This is a genomic window from Anabaena sp. UHCC 0187 (genome assembly GCF_009712035.1).
GTDB lineage: Bacteria > Cyanobacteriota > Cyanobacteriia > Cyanobacteriales > Nostocaceae > Dolichospermum.
Map to the genome: position 1 here is coordinate 85,991 of NZ_VILB01000013.1, position 24,345 is coordinate 110,335.

Here is a 24,345-nt window from a genome sequence, read left to right on the forward strand (position 1 = left end):
ACGGGGGCGCTACCCCTACATTAAATCCAAATCTTTTATATAATTAATTTTGCCTGCCTACTTATCTATTTACCAATTAAAAGCGTACTATGATTATCAATTAAAGCCGTATTCCCATCATTAACCGCACTATATTCTTCAATATAACGACGGACATGAATTGGAAAGTGTGGATATTCTAACATAGCATCGCCATCGGCAATAGTCGCCCAAAAATCCCGTAAACCGGGGGCTAGGGTTTGTGCCTGTGCTAGTGGTAAACTTAAAGGTGGTAAAGTCAATAATTTGAGGACAAAAGGATAAGAGCGATCGCCCATCCATTGCCGTGATAATGTTTGTAAGTTGGGAAAATCTGGAACTGATTCCACACGATGAGAAACAACTTGTAAAGATTCATTACCCAATTCATCGCGGTTAAATTCCAATACCCGATAAGGATGAGGATAGCTAACTAAAGAACCTGTGGTAATATCATATATTCCTTCTGCATAAGCCACATCTTGAACGTGCAAATGCCCTGTAAATACTAATTTAACTCCATATCTTTGTAACAATGTCCGCAGTTCTGGAGCATTTTCCAGCATATAACGATTTGCCATCGGATGATTTGATTGATTAGGTAAATGTTCAACCACATTGTGATGGATCATTACTAAAACCAATTCATTATCAATTGCTGCTAATTCCCGTTCTAACCACTGGAATTGTTGACTATCTAACCGTCCTATTTGCTGACCTTGATCATCAAATGAGTTAGAATTAAGACCGATTAACCTCACTCCTGGGAATATCTGCCGATTGTAATAATGTTGTTCAGGATTTTCATAACCAAATTGTTGGTAATAATGGGGAAAATCTGCAAAGCCAATTGATTGTTCATTAGCCATTAAAACAGGAACATCATGATTACCAGGAATAACATAAGATGGAAAAGGTAACTGGGATAACCTGTTTGCTAACCAACTGTGATTTGCTGCTTCACCATGTTGGGTTAAGTCTCCAGGGATCAAGATAAAATCTAAATCTAATTGGGTTAAATGTGCTAATACACTATCAAAAGCCGGAATACTCACTTCCACCAAATGAAACCGACTAGGGTGATTCCAGATTGTTTCAGGAAGCGCAATGTGTAAATCGCTAACGATAGCAAAACGAAAATTAAGTTTCATTGATTTTAAGAAAATGTTAAAAATGAAATTGCAAAAATTCTTATTCTCAAAGTATAACTCTCACTGTGTATACCTGTGTAGTAATATTTAGACTTAACAATATTTGTATACATTTGTTTAGAATTGTTGTTTTTTAGGAGAGTAAATTTTGTCACCTGTTCGAGTTCGTCAGCACGTTAACCCCCTTTCCAGTAAGTTTCAAACCCCAGCCGCTTCTCCAGAATGGGAAAAGATTTATATCCAACAAAACCTACCTTTACATTTAGATATTGGTTGTGCGAGGGGTAGATTTGTCCTCAAAATGGCACAAGTAGAACCAAATTGGAATTTTTTAGGTTTAGAAATTCGAGAACCGCTAGTAGTAGAAGCAAATAGAATCCGCGACGAAATGGAGTTAACAAATTTGCATTATATGTTTGCAAATGTGAATAATTCCCTGGATTCCTTATTATCAACATTACCTGTAGGAAGCTTACAAAAAGTTACAATTCAATTTCCTGATCCTTGGTTTAAAAATCGTCACGCAAAACGTCGAGTAGTACAACCGGAATTAGTCACAGAATTAGCAAAATATATAGCGGTGGGTGGAGAAGTTTTCCTCCAATCTGATATAGAATTTGTAGCAGTGGAAATGTGCGATCGCTTTGATGAAAACCCCACATTTGAGAAGCTGGGAACAACCACATGGTTAGCTGAAAACCCTCTTCCTGTCCCCACAGAACGAGAAATAGCAACTCAGAATAAAGGTGAACCAGTTTATCGGGCTTTATTTAGAAAACTGAAATCTGATATCCCCGAACTCTCAGATAAATTGTGATTAAATGGGAAGATTGGGAGAGGAAGTCGGGAATGTTTAAACTAACGAATTAAACCAGCCCGTTGAAAGATAGCATTAGGAGTAATTTCTAATCCTGGTAATATTTCATGGCTGATAATTTGATTTCCTCGAAAAGTTACAGGAAGAGAAGATGCTGTAAAAACAGTGATAGTTTGAGATATTGTATCTACTATCCAAACTAATAAAATCCCCGCTTGCAGATAATAAGTAGCTTTATCAATCATGTCTCCAAAAGTCTGACCAGGAGAAATAATTTCGATAACTAATTCTGGTGTTATAGGACAAGCTTCATCTTTAAGCCAGTCAGCAGAAAGACGGTTATAAGAAATGTATGTTAAATCAGGTACGGGTATCCAATTTTCTTGATTTCTGGTTAATTTGATTCCCCATTCCACAACAACACGACCTTGATCTTGCGCCCATGTAGATAATAGTATAAATAATGCTCCTGTCGTTGAGCCATGAAAAAATTTAGGAGACATTTGATCATTTTTATATTTAGGTACTGCTTCACCGTCAACAAACTCATAGGCAGTATCATTTTCGGGAAGTGCGAGAAATTCTTCGACAGTAAGCTGATTTTTTAGTTGAGTCATAGTTAGTTTTCAGGGATGAATATTCCCGACTTTTATGATAACTAAAGCTGGGGATCTTTGGGTTTGTGAGATCCCCTAATTTGTATTTTGACTGTGTTAATTCCTGCTTTCAAGGAAGTTTATATTTAATTTTAGTTATCAAAAAACAATCCTTGAAGAACAAATTAAGCACCACGTCTTAAGGATGCTTCTACTTGTTTGAATTCTGTATCTAAACGTTTTTTCAGCTTTTCAGGAACGGGACGATTAGGATAAGAACTGTAGTGTCCTGCAAGGGAGTTAAGGGCTGTTCGCATAGTTGTAAAAGAGCCAAGAGTCGCAACAGAGGTATTCCGCTGATAGCGAGCCGAAAAGTCATTGATTTTTTGACGGGCTTCTGCTTGGAGGGCGGCTTTATCAGGAGAATCTTGTGGTAATTCTAGGGCTTGTCTCAAAGTATTGACTACAGCTAAGGTATCTTGACGATAATCTCCAGTTAAACTATCTGGACTACCATTACAACCAACTAAGCCGATAACTAACACTAAAACTAGAGAAAGCAGACGCGACCAATAGCTTTTCATAAGCATTAAGTAAAAAAAACAAGTAAATCAAAATCCATCCTATCTTGAATCGGTATATGGGGGAAACAAGGCAAATCAACTCAAAATTGAAAATTCCAGAAAACTCTTACCCATTACCCATTACCCATTACCCAGTCCCCAGTCCCCAGTCCCCAGTCCCTAGTCCCCAATCCCCATTACCCGATATAAAGTATCCCGTTGTTGGTAAGGTCTTTCTAAAGATGCGATCGCACTTTGTAAAGTTTCCACTTCCATACAAGTACCACCTACAGCCCCGGCCATGGTGGTAATGTGTTCTTCCATTAATGTGCCACCGATGTCATTACAACCCCAATTTAAGGCTTCTTTAGCACCGTCTAGCCCTAATTTTACCCAGCTTGGTTGATGATTGGGGATATAATTTCCGAGGTAAATTCTGGCTATAGCCGTTAATAACAGGGAATCAGCGAGAACCGGTTGATCTCGTCCTACCCGTCTCCGTAAAGATTTGGGTGCTTCTTGTCCCACAAATGGTAAGACAATAAATTCGGTGATTCTCGCAGGATATCCTTTTTCGATGGCGGTTTGTTGGAGCGATCGCAATTTTTCTAAATGTCCAATTTGCTGTTCTGGGGTTTCAATATGCCCAGATAACATTGTGCTGGTAGTGGGTACACCTAATTGATGGGCTGTACTGACAATTTCTAGCCAAGTTGCGGTATCAATCTTTTCGGGACATAATACCCGTCTAACTTCATCATCTAAGACTTCTGCCGCTGTTCCGGGCATAGAACCGACACCAGCATCCCGCAAAGCTATAATTACATCAGTATAGGAAATTCCATCTAATCTGGCGATAAATTGGATTTCCTGGGGTGAAAAAGCGTGTAAATGTAAGTGAGGAAATTCGTCTTTGATGGTTTTTACCAGCTTGAGATAATACGGTAAAGACTTACCATTGATTTGCGCTTGTGGGTGTAATCCCCCTTGCATACAGATTTCTGTTGCACCTCGATGCACCGCATCCGTAGACTTTTCTAAAATTTGCGCCCAGTCTAACCAGTAAGCATCAGTATCACCATCATCTCGCCGGAATGCACAAAAACTACAATGCTGCTCACAAATGTTAGTAAAATTAATATTCCGATTAATTACGTAAGTGACCGTATTGCCAGCTTGTTTTTGCCGTAGTTGATTTGCTGTAAACTGAATTTGAGCGATCGCTTCTGGGTCAGTTTGTTTTAGTAAAAATACTCCATCATCAGGGGATATATTATACTCTGCCAAAGCCGATTGAAGAATAGATTCTAAAGTTATATTAGTCACAGGTCATTAAATATAAACGACTTATTTAAGTTTCATAATAAATTGAAATTTGTAACCTTTAAATATTATTTTGCTGATAAATATTTATCAATTGTTTCTATCATACCAAGAGTATTGTACTCTATGGATAGTTAACTTTTATATAGACGATTTAGCAATTTAAAATTTACTACTGATTTTATGAATATAAACTCATCCAATTCTTTGTTAGCAGTTCCTATTGGTGCATTGAGGATTTCTGAATTTACATCCAAAGAAATAGCCCAAAACAATCTCATTCTCCTATCTTTAGTAATTCCTACTTATAAAGAACGTGACAATATCAAGAATGTGGTCAATATATTAAGTGAGTTATTAGATAAGGCTATTCCTGGTAATTATGAACTTATTATAGTAGATGATGATAGCCCCGACCGGACTTGGGAAGTAGCACAATCTCTGATTTCAGATTATCCCCAATTACGGGTCATGCGTCGTCAAGAAGAACGGGGACTATCTTCAGCAGTAATACGTGGCTGGCAAGCGGCTACAGGGCGTATATTAGGCGTGATTGATGGCGATTTGCAGCATCCTCCAGAAGTATTAACACAACTGTTGCAGAAAATAGAAGAAGGGGCAGATTTAGCCTTAGCTAGTCGTCACCTAGACGGTGGTGGTGTCAGTAGTTGGAGTGTAATTAGACGCTTTTTGTCCCGTGGGGCCCAGGTCTTGGGATTGGTGATTTTACCAGGAGTATTGGGTAGAGTTACTGACCCAATGAGTGGTTATTTTATGGTGCGACGGAGTGCAATCTCTGGGGTAACACTTAATCCTGTAGGGTATAAAATTCTCCTGGAAGTCATTGGCCGGGGACAGGTAGGAGAAATTGCTGAAGCAGCTTATGTATTCCGTGAACGCACAGAAGGTGAAAGCAAAGTCACATGGAAGCAATATGTAGAGTATATTCAACACTTAATCCGCTTACGGATATCTACTGGTAGGTTAGGAAAAATTACTAGAAAAGTTAACTTTCCTGTTGGTCGGTTTCTCCGTTTTGGTGCAGTGGGATTTAGTGGCGTATTTGTGGATTTAACGATATTTCACGTCATGCGTACCGTGATTAATTTGGGTTTGACTCGCAGTACAATTCTCTCTGCCGAAGTAGCAATTCTCAATAATTTTCTTTGGAATGATTTGTGGACTTTTGGTGATATTTCCCGGAAACAGATAGGAAAGCGGCAGCGTTTTAAAAGATTCTTGAAATTTAATATGGTCTGTTTAGCTGGGATAATCATCCAAACCTTAGTAGTCAATTTTCTTTTTAATAGTTTGGGTATGAATCAGTATTTAGCTAAATTAGTAGCGATCGCAGTAGCCACAATTTGGAACTTTTGGGTTAACTTAAAACTAAGCTGGCGAGTAACTGAAGTCAAATAAAATTATCAGCAATTACCTATTTTCAAATAAATAACCTGGTAGTTATTCTCAACTACCAGGCTTTGAATTAATCAAAAATTATGTTACAAAAAAATTACAGAATACCCCAGAAGTGAAGAAAACCTTGACCAGAAAATAGTTCAATCAAAGCTGCTGCTGAAAAACCGATCATTGCTAAACGTCCGTTCCAGATTTCTGCTTCGGGTGTAAAACCCCAGCGCCAACCGTTGCGGTCTGTGGCTACAGGTGCGGTAGCTGTTTTTGTTGCATTAGTCATGGTTAGCACTCCAATTAGGATTTACTAAGCTTTATTGCCTTATGTAAATAAATATAACAAGTTTTTGCAAAAAAAAACATTTATTTATATTTTTTTTTCAACTATGTGTATATCAGTTGCAAATATTAGGCTTTTTCAAACAACGTGGTCTGGTTCTAAAGCACAAGGATAAGCAGAATCGCCTGTTTCTACCTGAATAGTAGAATGTTTGATTCCGAAATGGTGTTCAAGTTCCTGAGTAACTTCCCATAGAAAAGCATCACCAGGATAGCCTCCGGGCATGACTAAATGAACCGTGAGTGCTGTTTCTGTCGTACTCATAGCCCAAATATGAAGATCGTGGATTGTGGACACACCAGGACATTCAATTAAGTAATTTTTTACAGCCCTGGGTTCAATTCCTGCGGGTACGCCATCAAGTGCCAAATTTACGGAGTCTCGGAGTAAGTGCCACGTCCCAACCACGACAACAGCCACCAGCACCAAGCTAACTAATGGGTCAAGCCACAGCCAATTGGTAAATAAAATGGCAATTCCGGCTACCACAACTCCCAAGGATACCAAGGCATCAGCAGCCATGTGTAAAAATGCTCCCCGAATGTTTAAATCAGTTTTGCGTCCTGACATAAACATGAGTGCAGTAGCAGTATTAATGATAATACCGACCAGGGCAACACCAATAATAGTTTCTCCTGATACTGGAGCAGAATTATTGAAGCGGCGAATAGCTTCCCAGGCAATCGCACCCATAGACAAAAGCAGAACTACAGCATTTACTAGAGCAGCCAAAATTGAAGAAGCACGCAATCCATAGGTATAGCGGTGGCTGGGAGGACGACGGGCTAGGGAACTTGCACCCCAGGCTAGGAGGAGTCCCAAGACATCACTCAGGTTGTGACCCGCATCAGCAAACAAAGCCAGGGAGTGCGCTAAGTAGCCATAGGTTGCTTCAACAATGACAAATCCTATATTCAGTGCAGTCCCAATGGCAAAAGCCCGGCTAAATGTTGCTGGGGCATGACTATGATTGTGGTGTCCATGTTCGTGGTGATGATGATGGTCGTGTGTCATAGTGATGAATTGGGAGTAAAGAATGGATTATTTTCACTTATTAGCAAGTTACGAATCAAAAATAATCTGGTTTAATAAATTTTAAACATTCATCGCTTTTAAAGCTCGATTTATTAGTTTTACTCATTTTCTAACTTCTTTAGGATGCAAATTAATTGCTGTTTGCAGATTTTCAATTGCTTGTTCAAAATTACCTTTTAGGGGATTTATTGTACCAAGCTAGGTGATAATCTGGTTTAATTTGAATTGCTTTTTCATGAGACTGTAAAGCTTTTTCATACTGTTCTAATTTTTCAAAACAGTAACCCCCTCCTCGCTTGCGGGGAGGGGGTTGGGGGTGGGGTTCTTATACCTCACTCAAAACCCTACTCTACCTCCACCACACCGATAATCCTCTCATCCCTGTTGAGTTGACAGACACTTTCACCCTTACTATCCTTACTGAGATTAGGAACTGCATCTACCGATACACGAATAACTCGCTCCTTATTTGTCAGTAATGCAACTTCCGAACCTGGTTTTGCTGCTACCATAGCCGCTAAATTGTCGGTTTTATTATTAAATTTCACAAGTTGTACCCCTAAATCCCCCCGACTAGCCGCCCTCAACTGATTTGCTGGCATAATTTTGCCATATCCCTCTTCAGTCACTAGCAATAATTGGTGATCTTTGCTGACATTGACACAACCAACCATTTGCTGATTTTTCAAAAGCCGGAAAGCTTGTAACCCCATAGCAGCCCGACCCATGATCGGTAGTTGTTCATCATTAACGGGAAACCTTAACAAACGACCGCTAGAACTCGCCAAAATTAAATGTTCCCCGCTGTTAAGTAATTGGGTAAACGCTAACTCATCCTTATCTTTAAGCTTCAAAATTGTAATTCCTCTGCGGGAGAGATTCACAAATTCTGATAAAGATAGGCGTTTAATCCGTCCTTCCTTCGTTAACAAAACCATTTCCCCTGTTTCGGGTTTTTCTGGCAGCAAGAACCGGGTAATGATACCTTCCGTGTTACCTTGGGCGGTACTGGTAAGCATCGTAATCAATGGCGTTCCTCGCGCTGAACGTCCAGTAGTTAGAGGGATATCTCCCACGGTAATCGGATAGACTTTACCACCGCTAGTGAGGATTAACAGGTCTTTGTGAGTATTAGTTAATGCGGTTTGGATCAGGAAATCATGATCTAGCAGTCCGTTTTCCCCTTTTGTTTTTTTACCGTTGGGGGAAATCCGCCGCACATAACCCCGGTGAGTAACTTCTAAAATGGTTTCCTCTAGAGGTTGTTCCGGTTTAGGAGTGGGAATTTTCGCTGGGGAAGTTTCCTCTGTGGCTACTGCTGTTTTTTTAGATTTACCCTTATCTTCGGAAACTGGTTTTTCTGTAGTGTGAACTATTTTTGTGCGTCGCGGATCATTGTATTTACGTTTGAGAGTTCGCAAATCTTTTTTCAAAGCTTTGAGTAATTCCCGTCTGTCTTCCAGTAATGTCCGCAATAGGGTAATTTCCTGGTTAAGTTGGTCAAATTCCTGTTGTAAGTTTTGCTGTTCTAACCCAGTGAGACGACGTAATGGCATAGACAGAATGGCATCTGCTTGGACATCAGTTAAATCTAGCCGGCTACAAAGTGTCATCTTGGCGGTACTGCCATCGGGAGCTTGCCGTAAAATAGCAATGACATCATCCAAACTTGATAAGGCTTTTAGCAATCCTGCCAGGATATTTACCCGATTTTCCGCTTTTCCTAATTCGTAACTGTAGCGACGGTTGAGGGTATGTTCTCGGAACTTGAGAAATTCCTCTAATAGTTGTCGTAAGCTTAATTGGCGAGGTTGGCCATCAACTATAGCTAAGAGAATCGCGCCAAAGGTAGTTTGTAAAGCGGTTTGGTGATACAAATGCTGGAGCAATTCCTGGGGATTGGTATCGCGTTTGAGTTCAATAACTACGCGCATTCCCTCCCGATCACTCTCATCTCGAATGTCAGAAATTCCGTGTAACCGACCTTGATTGACTAAATCGGCGATTTTTTCAATCCAACCAGCCTTATTAACTTGAAAAGGCAGTTCTGTGACTATTAATGCTGTGCGGCGTTTAGTTCCCCTGGTAGCAGGAATTTCTTCCATGGTGACTATACCGCGCATGACAATACCACCTTTACCAGTGGTATAGGCTTCCCTGATGCCGCCATGATCAACAATTTCCCCACCAGTAGGAAAGTCGGGACCGGGAATTAATTGAAATAATTTTTCATCCGTTAAATCTGGGTTGTCAATTAAGGCAATTAAGCCATCAACGATTTCTCCCAAATTATGGGGGGGAATGTTTGTAGCCATCCCTACGGCAATTCCTGCACAACCATTCAGTAACAAAAATGGTAATTGAGCCGGGAGTACGGTTGGTTCTTGTTGGGAATTGTCGAAATTGCCAGTAAAATCCACAGTCTCTTCGGCAATTTCTGCCAACATTCCCTCATGTCCCACTGGTGCGAGACGGGTTTCTGTGTAACGCATGGCTGCCGGGGGGTCATTATCCACGCTACCAAAGTTACCATGTCCCCCCAGTAAGGGATAACGGCTAGAAAAGTCTTGGACTAACCGAACTAAAGCATCATAAACTGATTGATCACCGTGAGGATGATATTTACCGAGAACATCTCCCACCACACGGGCGCATTTTCGGTAAGGTCGGTCTGGCGTTAAACCCAGTTCGTGCATGGCATATAAAATCCGCCGATGTACTGGTTTTAACCCATCTCGAACATCTGGTAAAGCCCGCCCCACAATCACACTCATGGCATATTCTAGGTATGACCGTTGCATTTCGGTGTGCAGGGCGGTGGTGATGACCTGTCCCTTGGAGAGAAGGTTTAACTGTTTTGCCATGAGGTTTTTCCCTGAATTTTCACTACACAACAGCCGCTAGAAGATAACACGCTCTGAAATCACAGCATAACGGATCAAATAGAAATACTCACACAATCTTGATACTTACGAATATAAAAAGCAGTAGTATTATCCTTGATGTTATCTATGCTTATGGACTATTAAAAATACAATAGATATTGATCAGATGTTAGCCCTATTAGTATAAAGTCTCATGAAAACTGTTCTAATTGTCGAAGATGATTTAATTAATGCTCGCGTTTTTTCTAAAATTTTGACTAAACGCGGCGGTTTGGGGGTAAAACATACGGAAAATGTAGACGAGGTCATGGAAATTGCCCAAGCCCATGAAATTGACCTGATTTTAATGGATGTGTCTCTTTCCCGTAGTGTATACCAAGGTAAGTCCGTTGATGGTATCAAAATTACACAAATGTTAAAATCTGACCCCCAAACAGCCAACTTACCGATTATTTTAGTGACAGCACACGCTATGGAAGGGGATCGGGAGAATTTTTTGAAACAAAGCGGTGCTGATGGTTATATTTCTAAGCCTGTAGTTGATCATCAACAGTTTATTGACCAAATTATGGCTCTTTTACCACAAGAATAGTTGGGAAATTCAATTTTGGATTTTGGATTTTGAATTTTGGATTAAGGGAAATTCAATCTAAAATCTAAAATCTAAAATCCCCTCTTAAGGTGTTGGTGCTTCCTCCAGCGGCTGTGAAGCTGATTTAATTTCTGGTATTTCTAAGAATTTTTTAGTGTCTGCAAGTAAGCGTTCACCCCAAAGATTCTCTTTCAGAAAATCTAAATCGGCATAACGGGAATCTATGCGAAGTGCAGATACTCCCATCTGTAAACTTTTTTGTCTATCGCCTTTATTATAGGAAGCTACGGCTAAAGCTAATAGAGGTTCTGCTGCTTTTTTGTCAATACTAACTGCTGTTTGCCATTGCTGAATTGCTCCTCCCACATCACCCTGTTCGTATTTGATTAAACCAATATTGTTAATTGCTGGCCAAAACTTTTTATCTTGCTTGACTGCCAAATTAAATTGAGCGATCGCATCTGGAAATTTCTGTAACATAAAGTAAGCATTGCCCAAATCAAACAACCCCCCAGAATAATTGGGTTTTAATTTCAAACCCGCTTGATAATGGGTGATAGATGCTTGGTAATCTTTTTTTTGAAACTTGGCTGAACCCAAGGCAAACTGCACTTCAGGATTTTTGGGATTGAGGGTTTGGGCTTTGTTTAAGGACGTAACAGCTTGATCTAATTCTTTATTTTGTAAATACAAACTTCCTAGTAACCACCAGACTTTATCATTCTGCGGAGCTAGTTTAGCTGCCAACTGCGCCCTGATTAAAGCTGGTTCAACTTGCTGAAATTGAGCTAACTGAGCCGCTTCCTGCGCTAAATTTAAGCCCTGCTTCTCCAACTGTGCATTATCAATTTGCACAGTATGGGGGATGAATGCTTGAGCATGAGCAGCTTTGGGCAAACTCCATAAACTGATTGCTACTAACAGAGAAATTAACCGAATATGTTTTAGCACACTACCACCTCCTAGTTCAAATATGGGAATCTTATGGCTAATGCCACATTACGCTATCAGATAGCTTAACAAAATCAAAGGGATTGGTCATTGGTCATTAGTCAGTTGTCAGTTGTCAGTTGTCAGTTGTTAGTTGTTAGTTGTCAGTTGTCAGTGGGTGATTTTCTTCTGACTTCTCACTCCTGTTATCCGTCGGACATTGGGGGCTTTAGGGGCAGAATGACGGTGAAAGTAGTACCTTCACCCGGAGTGCTGGCTACTTGAATTTGTCCTTGATGATGTTCGATAATGGCTTGAGCGATCGCTAATCCTAATCCTGAACCAGTAGTTGTGGTTGTAGCCGTTTTCCCAGTTCTATGAGTCCGTGCTGGATCAACTCGATAAAAGCGGTCAAATAATTTTGGTAGCGCATCCGTGGGAATACCAATTCCCGTATCACTGACTTTAATTTGTAAATGAGAATTTGTGTAACGTATTCCTGTAACTCGATTTATACCCTCTATTCTTTCTAACTCCACTTTGATTACTCCTGCCGCTGGAGTATATTGCAAAGCATTACCAATCAAATTTGTAAATAATCTCACTAATTGCTCCCAATTTCCCATGAGAGTAAACCAGTTTTCTAGTAATTCGGGATTAACTTCTGTCAATGGAGAATCAACTAAATTCAAAACCAGATTAATTTGCTTTTCCCTAGCTACAAATTGTTGTTCTTCTACAACTTCCATTAATAAAGCATCAAGAGGACAAGATGAAAATAAATCTGTGCTAATTCCGCTATCTTGCCTAGCTAAAAATAGTAAATCATTAACTAGTTTTCCTAATCTTTGGGTAAGTCGTTCTACTACTTTTAATTGTTGTTTATATTGAACTGTATGGTTTTCCTCGGCAACTAAATCTAAATCAGCCAAGGCAATTTGGACATTAGTTTGAATTAACGCAATGGGACTTCTTAATTCATGGGAAGCATCAGCAGTAAATTGTTTTAAGCGTTGGTAAGATTCCCCTACCGGTTCCATGGCCTTTCCCGATAAAAACCAACCACTGGCCGCTACTGCCAATACCATTAAACTAATACCTAAAGCCAAATCAAAAATTAATTGTCGGCTAGGTTTTGTCACCTCAAACCAAGGATGACTTACTCGCAAATATCCTAAAACCTGTCTTCCTATTTCTATCCGTTTCGTAACTTGTCTCAATAACTGTGCAGATTCTCCCCATCCTCCCATGCCCTCTATTCGCACAGTTTCACCTGTATGATTAGTTTGAATAGGAATATCTAATCTTTCCGAAAAAGTTGACCATAGTAATTCACCATTAGGACTAAACCATTCTAAATCAATGCGATCATCTTCGGCATTTTCAGAATTATTAGGAAAACTAGCTGCTACATTTACTCGCAGTTGGGTAGGTTGAAATTTTATTGGTTCAATGACTAAAGAACGCTCGACAACTTCCACCACATGATATAGTGTATCGTCAATTCTTTCAATTAATGTACTGCGAACATATAAATATACTCCACTGGCAAATAGTAATAGTAAAATCGCAGTTATAGCCGTGTACCAAATTGCCAAACGGCGACGAGTAGATTGAAATAGGTAAATGGACATATAGGCTATCCTCCCCAAAATTTCTTCAACCAATTTTGACTAAATACTTGTTTTAAAGTTTTGCTAATTGTCCTAACTGTTATTTTTAAAGTCAATTTGGTATTTGAGCTTTTCCAAGGAGGAAATATTAGCATACTTCTAATAATTAATAGCAACCCCCAAGTATGTCCCCAAATATATCCTTGATGCCAGTAGCTATTAGCTAATGTTGCTAATGCTAATGCTTTTAGTTGTTGATCACCAGTTTCATCAGCGATCTCCATAGCCTGTTTAGATTTATAAATTGCTCTCTGGTGGTCTTTTAGACAGCCGTGGCAATAAGATAAATTGATTAAAATTATGCCTACACTGGATTTTTTACCAATTTCACTGTTGGTAATTAAGGCTAATTGAAAACAATTAATTGCCTCTTTATAGTCTTTTTTAGATATATAAATATATGCAGTACCCAAAGACGCTAGTATGTCAGCCTCTTGTTGTTTATTATTAATCTTACGAACAAGATTTAAGGCTTCCTCGAAGGAATTAATTGCATTCTGATAATCATTCAATAAGATATAGCTAGTACCTAAATTCCTTAATGTATTACAGTATTTATAATGGTTGTAACTGGTATTAATTATTTTTAGTTGTAATCGAATATATTCTATACCTTTATAAGGTTCTCCCATATTAATATAATTAGCTGCTATACCACCTAAAGCATCATATTCTATATCTTTATCACTAATTTCTTGTGCAACTGTTAACGCATCTACATGATATTTCATTGATAATTGATAATTATATGGTGGAAGAATATTGTAACTATATCCTAATCCATGTAGTGATTTTCCTTCTATTTTTCGATTATCAATTTCACGAGAAATTTTCAACTGTTCCTTATAGTGAGTAATTGCTTCTTTAGCTTTTTCTAGACAATAAGCATAAACCCAACCCAAACCACCGTGTGCTTGAGCTTCTGCTTTGCGGTTGTTGATTTTACGAGCAATTTCTAATTGTTTTTCATGGTAATCAATAGCAATCTGAGCTTTTCCTAAATAAGAATAAGCAGTACCTAAGCCATCTAACCAAAGACAATCTAAATCTAAATTAAGCTTCGTTAAAAGTCTGCTGTATATTTCAATTTGTTCATTGTGGTAGCCCCAAATACCTAATTGTTCATGTAGTTCTTTAGTATTGGTAATAGTTAGACGAATAAGTTTACAAGCTGTTTCCCATGCTTCTACTTCACAGAGATGGTGAAACACTTTCAGGTAATGTTTTACCTGTTCTAGGTTAGAAGCATTAAGTTTAGGTTTATACATTAACCAGTTTTTTATCGCCATGTAATGAGCAAATTCCCAAGGAGAGCTATCAGCTAATAGAGATGTTGCTGATTTGATGCCTAATTGAGATAACACTAATTCTCCAGATTGTGTGAAATCAATTGTTTCTAAAGGCTGTTGAGTTTTTAACTCTACTTTATTAAAGTTATTAGTCATACTTACTTTTCATTTTTTGACTTTTTAAGGTGTTCTAAAGCTACAGTACGAATTAAATTATGTTGTCTCAATAAATAATCATTATTGCTATCAATCATTTCTTCAATTAGATAACGATCACGTAATGTATTTAACACTCCATATTGATCTTCTTCTCCTAAACCTAAAGTTTCCAAAGTATTAAGATAAAAATTCTCTCCTACTGGACAGGAATAAACAGAGCCAAATATAAGCATAAAATAAGCATTTGGCACATCATTAGCTAGTCGTTTAAACGTCTTTTCAACGCGCTCTTTTACAGCCCTCTGTAAACTGCTAGTATATCTATCTAGCCTAATCTCATCATGATCTGACTTAACTTTTTCTTCTTCCTGACTTTGTTCAACTTTTTCTACTTCATGTCCATATTTTTTCCAGTAAGCTAAAATATTTCCATAAAAAGGATGACTGATTATTTCTCCGGTAATTACTCTCAATGCTAAGGGATGCCCTTCATAAGCAGCACCAATTCGTTTTAGATAGGTTATACTATCTGACTTATCTAAATTTGTACCAATATCTATCCCTGCTTGTTTAAAAAATTCTAATTGCTCTGGATCAGTAAATCCTTTGAGCGGTTTACAATCCCAATAAGTCGGATAACGCGAGCCAATAATATATAATTTGTTCGGTAAATCCTGAGAAGTAATGATAATTCTACTCTTCCAAGAGTTTGCAGACAGCAAATAATTAAAGAACTTCTCCCAATACTCATCGTGAAAATCACCATTTCCCTTGAGGATGAATTCCAAAGAGTCAATCACCAGCAAATAGGGATTATTTTCTAAGCGGCTAACTATCCAGTTGAACAATAGCTGTGAATTGTTGCGGTCTTCTGGTGTGAGTATTTCGCCCGAACCGGTGAGTATTAAAGCCGCTACACTTGCAAAATCTGTATTTTGGTAATGGTCAAAATTAATTTTAATAGATTTGGGGAAATTCCCTAGCAATTCTACTGCCAATCGGCCAGCAAAAGCAGTCTTACCAATACCGGTTATCCCAGTGAGTATTAATACTCGACAATCTCCCCGAAGTTTAGCAATTAGTGTAGCGATCGCACTTTCCCGACCTACAAAATGATTGTCAATGATAGGTGGGGGTGGTTGTAGATTCCACCTTCTCTCAAAAACCACTTTAAAATTTTCTTGGGTAACTTGTTCTCCTAATGCGGTTTCAGCACTTAGTATTTGCCATAGTTTGCTTCCCACCTTTTTGATGTAATCGTTACTATAGCCACTAAGTAATGCAATATTTTGATAAGTAAGTTCACGATTTAACCACAGTTTACGAATAATAAGAGTTTGAGGCGTGCTTAAAGGTTTATTTGTTTGTTGATGAACTAACCTATTTGCAAAGTTAATAGCGTCTTCTACATTCATGTCTGATTTCACACTGGGTAATCTAAGCTGTAGTTTATCTTATTTTTGAGTCCCAATGTTACTTAATATCACTTCAAGTTACTTGATATCACTTATTAGATTAATTCAACGCAACACTTTAAACCACTGACACACTGAATACACGGTATTAAACTTTAGACATAGAAAAAGGGAAAAATCAGTCAATTAAGAGACAAATCATGAACAAGTTTAATGTTCTTGTATTATTTACGATAGTTAGTACCTTTATTGGTTAAGCAATAAATAAAGGTAAAAATCATGGCTAATAAAGAATCATCAGACATTCACAATACTAACAATGCCGATCTCAAAGAACAGAAAATTGAATGTTCTTCCTGTCAAGGTACAGGGAGAATTCAACCTTACGGTTCACGAAGATCATCCAAATGTCAAAAATGCCAGGGAACAGGTTTTTGTTAAAGTCAAAATTGATCATTAAATTCAGAGATTAATGAACATGAAAAACACAAAACAAACTATCACAGTTCTACATCATTGGGAGATTTAGCTTGGAATGATGCTTATTATGCGCCCTACAACAGTTCATGGACATCTAATCCTGTTCCTAATGTGATTGAATCTGGTAATAAAATCGGTGATATTACCATGTTAAATAGTGCAGAATTAGCTGCTGCTGGATTTGATTTAAGTTCTTTAGGACAAAAAGGTTCTGAGACATTTGGCTTTAAATTTGCTAAATCTCTTTTACCTATTGGTCAATATCTTGCAACTTTGATTTTGGAATGTAATAATGATGCGATCGCTCTCAGAGGAGAAACAACTAAAATTATTGTAGAACCACCCAAAGAAGTACCAGAACCTTCTTCTATTTTCGGAATAATGACAACAGCTTTAATTTTGGTAGCGAATAAATTTAGTAAGCGTTATCAAATCAAATTTAGCAAACATAAAAATTAAATTCAGGGAAAATTAGATACAAATTTAGTCGGGGTAAAGCGCAATGCTCAACCCTTACTAATAAATATCCAGAAGTGTTTAATTTTGCAACAAAACTTTACAAATTTTGAGTTTCTCGCTGAGAATAGAGTCAGTAGCTGATAGAACTTAGTATCACCGACGATGCACAACTTGGCTAATCTCCTCAAAATCGTAACATTCAACACTTCTACTCAAAAAAATAATTATTTTTGATAAAAATAGCAATTACCAGTCAGATACAATATAATCGAGTACGGGTAAACCCTGCCCCTACAGGTTTTGCGATTTACTGACTGGATCTCACTCAAGTACATATCGCTATAAAAGCACTAAATTGAGAACTTATCAGATTTATATACCAAGAATAGTAAAAATCTATGCAGTAGCAATTAAGATATTTATATTCATGCTTTATAGGCAATATTTGCCTTAATCTAGGTGATCATGCCGAAACCAAAAAAAAATTCTGCTCCCATTAATCTGAGTGATCCACAATATTACATTAACCGTGAATTAAGTTGGCTAGAATTTAATAATCGGGTACTACATGAAGCTTGTGATCCCAGAACACCTCTGTTGGAAAGGCTGAAATTTTTGGCCATTTTTAGTTCCAATCTAGATGAGTTCTTTATGGTGCGAGTAGCAGCTTTAAAGCAACAGGTAGAAGCCACTGTTAATTTACTAACTCCCGATGGCCGCACACCAGAAAAACAGCTAGATGATATTCGTCTCCATCTAAATCCCCAACTCAAAAGACTGAATACAGAATTTGAGGAAGTGCTTCGACCACTGTTAGTACAACAGGGAATCTATATTCTCGATTATATAGAACTGAATCAAAAACAGCGAAATTACTTAGATAACTATTTTGAAGAACAGGTTTTTCCGGTTCTGACTCCCCTCGCTGTCGATCCTAGTCATCCCTTTCCCCACATTTCTAATCTCAGTTTAAATCTGGCAGTGGTGGTAAAAAATCCTGATACAGAAGAGGAATTTTTTGCCAGAGTCAAAGTTCCCAAAGTCTTACCAAGATTTTTGCCCATACCCCCAGAGTTGGGAATTCAGGAAGATGGTAAAATTGCTCACTGGACAGGAGTTCCCTTAGAACAAGCGATCGCTCATAACTTAGAATCCCTCTTTCCAGGGATGAATATTCAAGAATATCACCCCTTCCGCATTACCCGTGACGCTGATCTGGAATTGGAAGAAGACGAAGCCGATGATCTGTTATTAGCTATTGAACAGGAACTTCGTAAACGGCGTATGGGTGGAAATACCGTCAGGTTAGAAATTCGCTCCCAAACCCCTGCCTCAGTTCGTTCCCGTCTCTTACAGGATTTGGGATTAACCGAAAGCGATATTTACGAAGTTGATGGTCTTTTGGGACTCCGGGATTTAATGTATTTTATTGCATTACCATTACCAGAACTCAAAGATCACCCCCGTCAATCCGTCGTTCCTTTTCGCTTGCAACGGCTGAGAGAACCCTGTATTGATACTGATGTTCCTGAACTAGAAGAAGGAAAAGACTTCTTTTCTGTAATTCGAGAAAAAGATTTGCTAGTCCATCATCCCTATCAATCCTTCTCTGGTACAGTGGTGCGCTTTATTACTAATGCTGCCCATGATCCTCATGTCCTAGCGATTAAAATGACTCTTTACCGGACTTCTGGAGACTCACCCATAGTCAATGCTTTAATTGCTGCGGCGGAAAATGGTAAGCAAGTCTCGGTATTAGTAGAATTGAAAGCCCGGTTTGATGAAGAGAATAACATTTACTGGGCAAGACGGTTAGAAAGAGTTGGGGTTCATGTTGTCTATGGTTTAGTCGGCTTGAAAACCCATAGCAAAATTGTTCTGGTAGTGCGTCGGGAAAAAGACCGGATGCGCCGTTATGTACATATTGGCACTGGTAATTACAACCCAAAAACCGCACGACTCTATACAGATTTAGGTTTATTTAGTTGTCGGGAAGAATTGGGCGCAGATTTAACAGATGTGTTTAATTTCTTAACAGGCTACTCTCGCCAGAAAGCTTATCGAGAAATCATGGTAGCACCTGTGAATATGCGCGATCGCTTTCTGGAATTAATTCGGCGCGAAATTGAAAATGTCCACAATGGATTTTCCGGCCGCATAGTTGCCAAAATGAACGCCCTTGTTGATCCACAAATCATTTCTACACTATACGAAGCTTCCCGTGCAGGTGTACAAATTGACCTGATTATTCGGGGGATATGTTGTTTGCGTCCCGGAATACCAAATCTCAGCGAGAATATTCGCATCATCAGCATTATTGGCCGCTTTTTGGAACACTCCCGAATATTTTACTTCTACAACAATAGTCAAGAAGAAATATATATTGGTAGTGCGGACTGGATGCGTCGCAATTTAGATCGTCGAGTCGAAGTTATTACCCCCATTAAAGACCAAGATATTGCTAAAGACTTGCAAGAGATTTTAGGAATCATGTTGGCAGATAATCGTCATGCTTGGGAATTACAACCTGATGGTAGTTATATTCAAAGATGTCCTTGTGATAACTGTCCAGAAGCTAATTCGCAAAAAACTATTATGTCTATGGCATTACGCTCTGCTGGCATAAATTAAATTATCATTAGTTGCAGCAAAGGTGAATAATAACTTTAAATTCTGAACTTGAATTTACATACTCTTCTGTAAATTTTTCTTCAGTCAATAGATATATATAGCAATGTGATTTAATTTATAAATTTATTGTCTAGGGAGGTAACGGAAAATAAGGAAAACAAGGTACGAATATTTGTACCTATCTTATAAAAATCAAATGGAATTTCTATCCATTTTAAAATTTCAATAATCCATCGCCATCTCATTATGCAAAAAAATACTTTTTTAATGAATTTTCTGCATCAAAATCACTTTTTAGTAGCTAAAATTCACCCATAAGATAGAGTGAATCATTTCACTTGTACTCATAAAATATAAGAAATCATACCATTTTGGATGTTAGATTTTTCGGAAACAGGGATTGTCAAAGACTTACTAAATAACCTTGACAATTTTCTATCTGTCACAATCATTTTTCAAATTGGTATTATTTTATATTTATTATTTTCCTGGAATGTTAATGTTGTCCTGTGAGTCTTCTAACTTGCGTGTTTTAGTAGTTGATGATCATGAACTCACTCGTTTAAGCCTACAATTAGTTTTTTCTGTCCAAGAAAATATCCACGTTGTTGGTTTAGCTAGTAATGGTCAAGAAGCTATAGAAATGGTTCAATGCTATCAACCTGATGTGATCATTCTCGATTTACAAATGCCAATTATGGATGGTTGGTCAGCATCTCATTACATTAAAGCTATATCTCCAAATACTCAGATTCTGGCTTATTCCTCAGTAGATGAAGTGTCTTTTGGGCAAAATAAAACTAAGCATAATTTTGATAAAGTTTGCAAAAAAGATATTCCCACAAAGGAACTCATTGCTTTAGTCAGACAGTTAGGGCAGCGACTTGGATATTCTTCATTTCCAGAAGAAATATTTAAATCTGCCTAATAACAAATTTATGTAGGTTGGGTTGACCCTCGGAAACCCAACATCATTAATAATTTAAAAAGTGCAAATTAGATCAGGCAAAAGGCAATTGACAATTATCAATTACCTTTTTTCCTGTCTAAATTTAGATAACTAACAACTTAGGTTAATTATTTCCCGCTTCAGGAAGAGTGCGTTTAAATTCATCAATTAAATCATCTAATTCTTCCAAAGCTTGATTGACATCAACTCTTAAAGTCCCTAAGCTGGGTTGTTCTAATAAACTTAGTAACCGCTCACGTTTACCTTGAACAGTGCTAATTCGGTCTTTAATTGCCTGAATATCCATTTTTTTGCTTCCAATTTTGAAACACTTCAAATCTAAAGTTAACGCAAAAAGGAAAAATCTCCATATCCCCTTTCCCAATCTGTCACCAATCAGCGATGATAAGAAAAGATGAAAATAAATTATACTAAGCTTAAATTATGCTGGGCAAAATTTCTTTGGGAACACTTGGTTTAACAATAGGTAGTATACTCACCATCACAGGTTTTGTTGCCTACTTTGCGGATAACGCTACCCTCAATTTAGTGGGATTTTTCTATGGTTTTCCGCTATTACTGGGAGGTTTAGCCCTGAAAGCTAACGAACTTAAACCTATCCCCTTCAGCCAACCCACCACACCATCAATCCTCGAACTCAGAAAGCAACAGGCAACCGTCACACAGACTAAAATCCGCAAGGACATCACCCGGAACTGTTATGGGCAAAAAGCTCACCTAGATGTAGCCCTTGCTTACTTAGGTTTAAGTCCCACTGACGAAGAAAGACCAATAGTAACGGGTTTGCGAGAAACCGAAATCAACGGTGCTTATACCCTAATCCTAGAATTCGATTCACCACTAATCACCTTTGATACTTGGCAACAAAAACAAGAAAAAATGACTAAGTATTTTGGCCCTGGTGTGGAAGTGAGCATTAAACAACCCAGCGAAAACTACATCGAACTGTCTTTAATGAAGCAGTAGGGGCGGGGTTTCCCCGCCCATTTTGAGGGTTTCCCCGCCCATTTTAAAAATCATCAATCATCACTAACAGCGTACTCAATCAATAGAGACAGACGCTGACGCAGAGTTTCCAGTCCTAACCGCTGACTAGCAGAAATAAACACTGCTAAAGGAAACTCTTCCCTAGCCAAAGCCAGTGTTTCACTACTAACTTGATCAATTTTATTAAAAGCTACCAACGCCGGTCCTGGTGTAATCGGCATTTGCGCGAGTATATCCCGAACTGCGCGAATATGATTCAACCAAGCAGGATGAGATAAATCCACCAAATGCAATAAAGCATCCGCTTCTGTCACCTCTTCCAAAGTTGCCCGAAAAGCATCCATTAAAGATGCGGGTAACTCATGGATAAACCCTACAGTATCCGTCATCAAAGTTTCCTGGGGTGCGCCAGTTTCTGCATGAGGAATTATTAATCGTCGGGTTGTTGGGTCAAGGGTAGCAAACAGTTGGTCAGCCGTATATACTTCCGAATTGGTAAGGGCGTTGAGTAAGGTAGATTTACCAGCATTGGTATAACCTACCAATGCTACCGAGGGAACTTGTCGGTCTTGTCGTCTTTGACGTAAGCGACAACGATGAGCTTGTAATTGATTAACTTCATGTTGCAGTTGGGAAATCCGTTTTTGAATAGCCCGACGTTCTGTTTCTAGCTTGGTTTCACCAGGCCCCCTTGTGCCAATACCACCCCCTAATCTGGACATCCCCTCACCTTTGCCGGTCAGTCGTGGCAGCATATACCCTAATTGTGCCAGTTCCACCTGTAATTTACCTGCACCAGATTGAGCGCGTTGGGCAAAAATATCTAAAATTACTTCGGTGCGGTCAATTACTCTGACACCAATTTGTGCTTCTAAATTGCGAACTTGGGAGCGAGAAAGATCACGATCAAATACTACCAAATTAGCACCTAGAGTTTGCACAGCGATCGCCACTTCTTGGACTTTACCTTCACCAATCACTGTTTGGGGATGAATACGCGATCGCTTTTGTTGTAAGGTTTGTAAGACAACACCTCCAGCCGTATCCACTAATCGGCTCAATTCTACTATGATGTCCTGGAATTGTTGCGGCGTGATATTTTCTGTTAATACCCCCACAATTAACACCCGATCATGGTCTGCGTCTACTTTTTGAGCTACAAACTCCCGACTAAATTCCTCTTCCAAACCCTCCACTAAGTCTAGAAAATCCTGGTCGGCTAAAGCATCTAAGCTCAGAGGTGGTGATATGTGGGAATAAATCCCCCCATCTGGAATACTAATGCCAGAGGATTGAGTCGCAACTAACTGTCTGCTATTAGCTACCAGATGCGCTAAATAAGCTTCTTTCACGTACCCAGTTGAACCACCACCACGCTTTGTAAATCCTCCCCCAGTAATATTTAAAACTACTAAAGCATCCAATCTTTGTAAAGCCATCGCCGTCAAAGCCGCTTCATTTGGTGGTTCTGACTTGAGATTGGTAGATAAACAACGAATACCGCTCAAACGTTCTGCACCATAACGAGGCAGTTCTAGGGGCGGAATTTGGGTTTGACGCGGAGTACCTACACCCACTCGAATCACTTGTCCGCGACGGTTAATATAAGTACAAACAGGTTGATTAATTTCTGTACTAACTGCTGCCAAACGTTGAGCAAAATCAGTTGTAGTAATGTAATCACCTGATATCCGCTGGTGGTACAGCCGCTGGAGTTGTTTTAGCTGGCTGGACTTTAAACCTTGAACATTACCAAAGATAGTCTCTATAGGCGTTTATGACCAGTTACCTGGTTCCCCCTGAATCCTTACACTGTCTATTTTACAACAGCAATTGGTTAGTTGTCAGTTGTCAGTTGTCGGTTGTCAGTTGTCAGGTAAGAGTTTTTAAATTATTAATTAATTTTGAATTTGTTTGTAGTTATTATTTATAATGAGTGAAATTTATAGACTTGCAGGCGATTATAGATTTATAATTAACGATTGTGAGTTTTTTCAAAAAACATAAAAGTAATGAACGCGCAAGAAATTATCCGCTCAATTGAAGCGGAACAGATGAAATCTGATTTACCCGATATCTATGTCGGTGACACAGTCAAGGTAGGAGTCAAAATTCAGGAAGGCACTAAATTCCGTGTGCAACCTTACGAAGGTGTAGTTATAGCTAGACGCAATGGCGGCATCAACGAAACTATCACAGTCCGTAAGGTTTTCCAAGGTGTGGGTGTGGAACGAGTATTTTTACTCCATTCTCCCCTAGTTGAAAGCATTAAAGTAGTGCGTCGTGGTAAGGTTAGACGAGCTAAATTATACTACCTACGCAATCTCGTCGGCAAGGCAACCCGCATTAAACAAAGATTTGACCGCCCTCTATAATTCTCAATAGTGAATTAATAGACAAAACCCAGTCTGCAAGCGGCATCCGCCGCTAACTTGCCAAAAGAAAAAAAATAAGTTACAATTAGAATCGAAATTGCGTTAGACTATAAAAGTTCAGCGCAATGACTGTAACAAGAAAAGCTTGTGCGCTCTTAGTTCAGTTGGTAGAACGCAGGTCTCCAAAACCTGATGTCGGGGGTTCAAGTCCTCCAGGGCGCGCTGAAAAAAGAAAAATACTGCC

General features: G+C 38.7%; 22 protein-coding genes, 1 tRNA gene and 1 pseudogene. 10 read left to right on the plus strand and 14 right to left on the minus strand.

The window, feature by feature from the left end; genetic code table 11:
• Nucleotides 1-65 precede the first annotated feature (65 nt).
• Nucleotides 66-1,169 carry a metallophosphoesterase gene (locus FJR11_RS13380; RefSeq protein WP_168504445.1) on the minus strand — a complete coding sequence of 368 codons (1,104 nt, stop codon included), beginning with the start codon at nucleotides 1,167-1,169 and terminating at the stop codon, nucleotides 66-68.
• Between the two features lie 148 nt (nucleotides 1,170-1,317).
• On the opposite strand from FJR11_RS13380, the gene trmB reads away from it, so the two are divergent.
• A complete protein-coding gene (trmB, locus tag FJR11_RS13385) occupies nucleotides 1,318-1,986 on the plus strand; it encodes a tRNA (guanosine(46)-N7)-methyltransferase TrmB (protein ID WP_168504447.1) in 669 nt (222 codons plus the stop codon).
• A 41-nt stretch (nucleotides 1,987-2,027) separates the two neighbouring features.
• On the opposite strand, the gene FJR11_RS13390 is transcribed toward trmB, so the two are convergent.
• The 3 genes from FJR11_RS13390 to cofH all read right to left on the minus strand — a co-directional run bounded on the left by FJR11_RS13390 (nucleotide 2,028) and on the right by cofH (nucleotide 4,471).
• A complete protein-coding gene (locus FJR11_RS13390) occupies nucleotides 2,028-2,603 on the minus strand; it encodes a Uma2 family endonuclease (RefSeq protein WP_168504449.1) in 576 nt (191 codons plus the stop codon).
• A gap of 164 nt (nucleotides 2,604-2,767) precedes the next feature.
• Nucleotides 2,768-3,172, minus strand: a complete 405-nt coding sequence (gene psb27, locus FJR11_RS13395; protein ID WP_174763045.1) for a photosystem II protein Psb27 — start codon at nucleotides 3,170-3,172, stop codon at nucleotides 2,768-2,770.
• 153 nt (nucleotides 3,173-3,325) lie between these two features.
• Complete coding sequence (cofH, locus tag FJR11_RS13400; RefSeq protein WP_168504453.1) at nucleotides 3,326-4,471, minus strand: 7,8-didemethyl-8-hydroxy-5-deazariboflavin synthase subunit CofH; 1,146 nt, start codon at nucleotides 4,469-4,471, stop codon at nucleotides 3,326-3,328.
• A gap of 180 nt (nucleotides 4,472-4,651) precedes the next feature.
• On the opposite strand from cofH, the gene FJR11_RS13405 reads away from it, so the two are divergent.
• A complete protein-coding gene (locus tag FJR11_RS13405; protein ID WP_168504454.1) occupies nucleotides 4,652-5,887 on the plus strand; it encodes a glycosyltransferase family 2 protein in 1,236 nt (411 codons plus the stop codon).
• A gap of 94 nt (nucleotides 5,888-5,981) precedes the next feature.
• Here FJR11_RS13405 and FJR11_RS13410 read toward each other — a convergent pair whose 3' ends face one another.
• The 4 genes and pseudogenes from FJR11_RS13410 to gyrA form a co-directional block, all read right to left on the minus strand.
• On the minus strand, nucleotides 5,982-6,164 hold the full coding sequence (locus tag FJR11_RS13410; RefSeq protein WP_168504456.1) for a chlorophyll a/b-binding protein: 183 nt from the start codon (nucleotides 6,162-6,164) through the stop codon (nucleotides 5,982-5,984).
• A 135-nt stretch (nucleotides 6,165-6,299) separates the two neighbouring features.
• Complete coding sequence (locus FJR11_RS13415; protein ID WP_168504458.1) at nucleotides 6,300-7,235, minus strand: cation diffusion facilitator family transporter; 936 nt, start codon at nucleotides 7,233-7,235, stop codon at nucleotides 6,300-6,302.
• A 190-nt stretch (nucleotides 7,236-7,425) separates the two neighbouring features.
• Nucleotides 7,426-7,530, minus strand: a pseudogene (locus tag FJR11_RS23900) (tetratricopeptide repeat protein); the annotation flags it as partial.
• A gap of 70 nt (nucleotides 7,531-7,600) precedes the next feature.
• On the minus strand, nucleotides 7,601-10,120 hold the full coding sequence (gene gyrA / locus FJR11_RS13425; RefSeq protein WP_168504460.1) for a DNA gyrase subunit A: 2,520 nt from the start codon (nucleotides 10,118-10,120) through the stop codon (nucleotides 7,601-7,603).
• 214 nt (nucleotides 10,121-10,334) lie between these two features.
• Here gyrA and FJR11_RS13430 point away from each other — a divergent pair, with 214 nt between their 5' ends.
• Nucleotides 10,335-10,733 (plus strand): response regulator, encoded by a 399-nt coding sequence (locus FJR11_RS13430; protein ID WP_168504462.1) that lies wholly within the window; start codon nucleotides 10,335-10,337, stop codon nucleotides 10,731-10,733.
• A gap of 84 nt (nucleotides 10,734-10,817) precedes the next feature.
• On the opposite strand, the gene FJR11_RS13435 is transcribed toward FJR11_RS13430, so the two are convergent.
• From FJR11_RS13435 to FJR11_RS13450, 4 genes are all read right to left on the minus strand, one after another.
• The gene (locus tag FJR11_RS13435) at nucleotides 10,818-11,684 is read right to left on the minus strand and encodes a tetratricopeptide repeat protein (protein ID WP_168504464.1); all 867 of its coding nucleotides are present in this window, start codon (nucleotides 11,682-11,684) and stop codon (nucleotides 10,818-10,820) included.
• 185 nt (nucleotides 11,685-11,869) lie between these two features.
• A complete protein-coding gene (locus FJR11_RS13440; RefSeq protein WP_168504466.1) occupies nucleotides 11,870-13,297 on the minus strand; it encodes a cell wall metabolism sensor histidine kinase WalK in 1,428 nt (475 codons plus the stop codon).
• 5 nt (nucleotides 13,298-13,302) lie between these two features.
• Nucleotides 13,303-14,781: a tetratricopeptide repeat protein gene (locus tag FJR11_RS13445; protein WP_168504468.1), complete on the minus strand. Its 1,479-nt coding sequence runs from the start codon at nucleotides 14,779-14,781 to the stop codon at nucleotides 13,303-13,305.
• Between the two features lie 2 nt (nucleotides 14,782-14,783).
• Nucleotides 14,784-16,199, minus strand: a complete 1,416-nt coding sequence (locus FJR11_RS13450) for an ATP-binding protein (RefSeq protein WP_168504470.1) — start codon at nucleotides 16,197-16,199, stop codon at nucleotides 14,784-14,786.
• A 279-nt stretch (nucleotides 16,200-16,478) separates the two neighbouring features.
• On the opposite strand from FJR11_RS13450, the gene FJR11_RS13455 reads away from it, so the two are divergent.
• The 4 genes from FJR11_RS13455 to FJR11_RS13470 all read left to right on the plus strand — a co-directional run bounded on the left by FJR11_RS13455 (nucleotide 16,479) and on the right by FJR11_RS13470 (nucleotide 20,697).
• Nucleotides 16,479-16,640: a hypothetical protein gene (locus FJR11_RS13455; protein ID WP_168504472.1), complete on the plus strand. Its 162-nt coding sequence runs from the start codon at nucleotides 16,479-16,481 to the stop codon at nucleotides 16,638-16,640.
• 75 nt (nucleotides 16,641-16,715) lie between these two features.
• The gene (locus tag FJR11_RS13460) at nucleotides 16,716-17,138 is read left to right on the plus strand and encodes a PEP-CTERM sorting domain-containing protein (RefSeq protein WP_168504474.1); all 423 of its coding nucleotides are present in this window, start codon (nucleotides 16,716-16,718) and stop codon (nucleotides 17,136-17,138) included.
• Between the two features lie 465 nt (nucleotides 17,139-17,603).
• Complete coding sequence (gene ppk1 / locus FJR11_RS13465; protein WP_168504475.1) at nucleotides 17,604-19,769, plus strand: polyphosphate kinase 1; 2,166 nt, start codon at nucleotides 17,604-17,606, stop codon at nucleotides 19,767-19,769.
• Nucleotides 19,770-20,262: 493 nt separating this feature from the next.
• Complete coding sequence (locus tag FJR11_RS13470) at nucleotides 20,263-20,697, plus strand: response regulator transcription factor (protein ID WP_168505544.1); 435 nt, start codon at nucleotides 20,263-20,265, stop codon at nucleotides 20,695-20,697.
• A 145-nt stretch (nucleotides 20,698-20,842) separates the two neighbouring features.
• Here FJR11_RS13470 and FJR11_RS13475 read toward each other — a convergent pair whose 3' ends face one another.
• The gene (locus tag FJR11_RS13475) at nucleotides 20,843-21,025 is read right to left on the minus strand and encodes a hypothetical protein (protein WP_168504477.1); all 183 of its coding nucleotides are present in this window, start codon (nucleotides 21,023-21,025) and stop codon (nucleotides 20,843-20,845) included.
• 137 nt (nucleotides 21,026-21,162) lie between these two features.
• Here FJR11_RS13475 and FJR11_RS13480 point away from each other — a divergent pair, with 137 nt between their 5' ends.
• Nucleotides 21,163-21,705 carry a DUF2854 domain-containing protein gene (locus FJR11_RS13480; RefSeq protein ID WP_168504479.1) on the plus strand — a complete coding sequence of 181 codons (543 nt, stop codon included), beginning with the start codon at nucleotides 21,163-21,165 and terminating at the stop codon, nucleotides 21,703-21,705.
• 53 nt (nucleotides 21,706-21,758) lie between these two features.
• On the opposite strand, the gene hflX is transcribed toward FJR11_RS13480, so the two are convergent.
• Entirely contained in the window at nucleotides 21,759-23,495 is a 1,737-nt protein-coding gene (gene hflX, locus FJR11_RS13485; protein WP_168505546.1) for a GTPase HflX, read from the minus strand.
• A gap of 243 nt (nucleotides 23,496-23,738) precedes the next feature.
• Between hflX and rplS the strand changes: the two genes are divergently transcribed.
• Together rplS and FJR11_RS13495 are read left to right on the plus strand one after the other, a co-directional pair.
• Complete coding sequence (rplS, locus tag FJR11_RS13490; protein WP_168504481.1) at nucleotides 23,739-24,101, plus strand: 50S ribosomal protein L19; 363 nt, start codon at nucleotides 23,739-23,741, stop codon at nucleotides 24,099-24,101.
• A 149-nt stretch (nucleotides 24,102-24,250) separates the two neighbouring features.
• A tRNA-Trp gene (locus FJR11_RS13495) sits at nucleotides 24,251-24,323 on the plus strand.
• Nucleotides 24,324-24,345 lie beyond the last annotated feature (22 nt).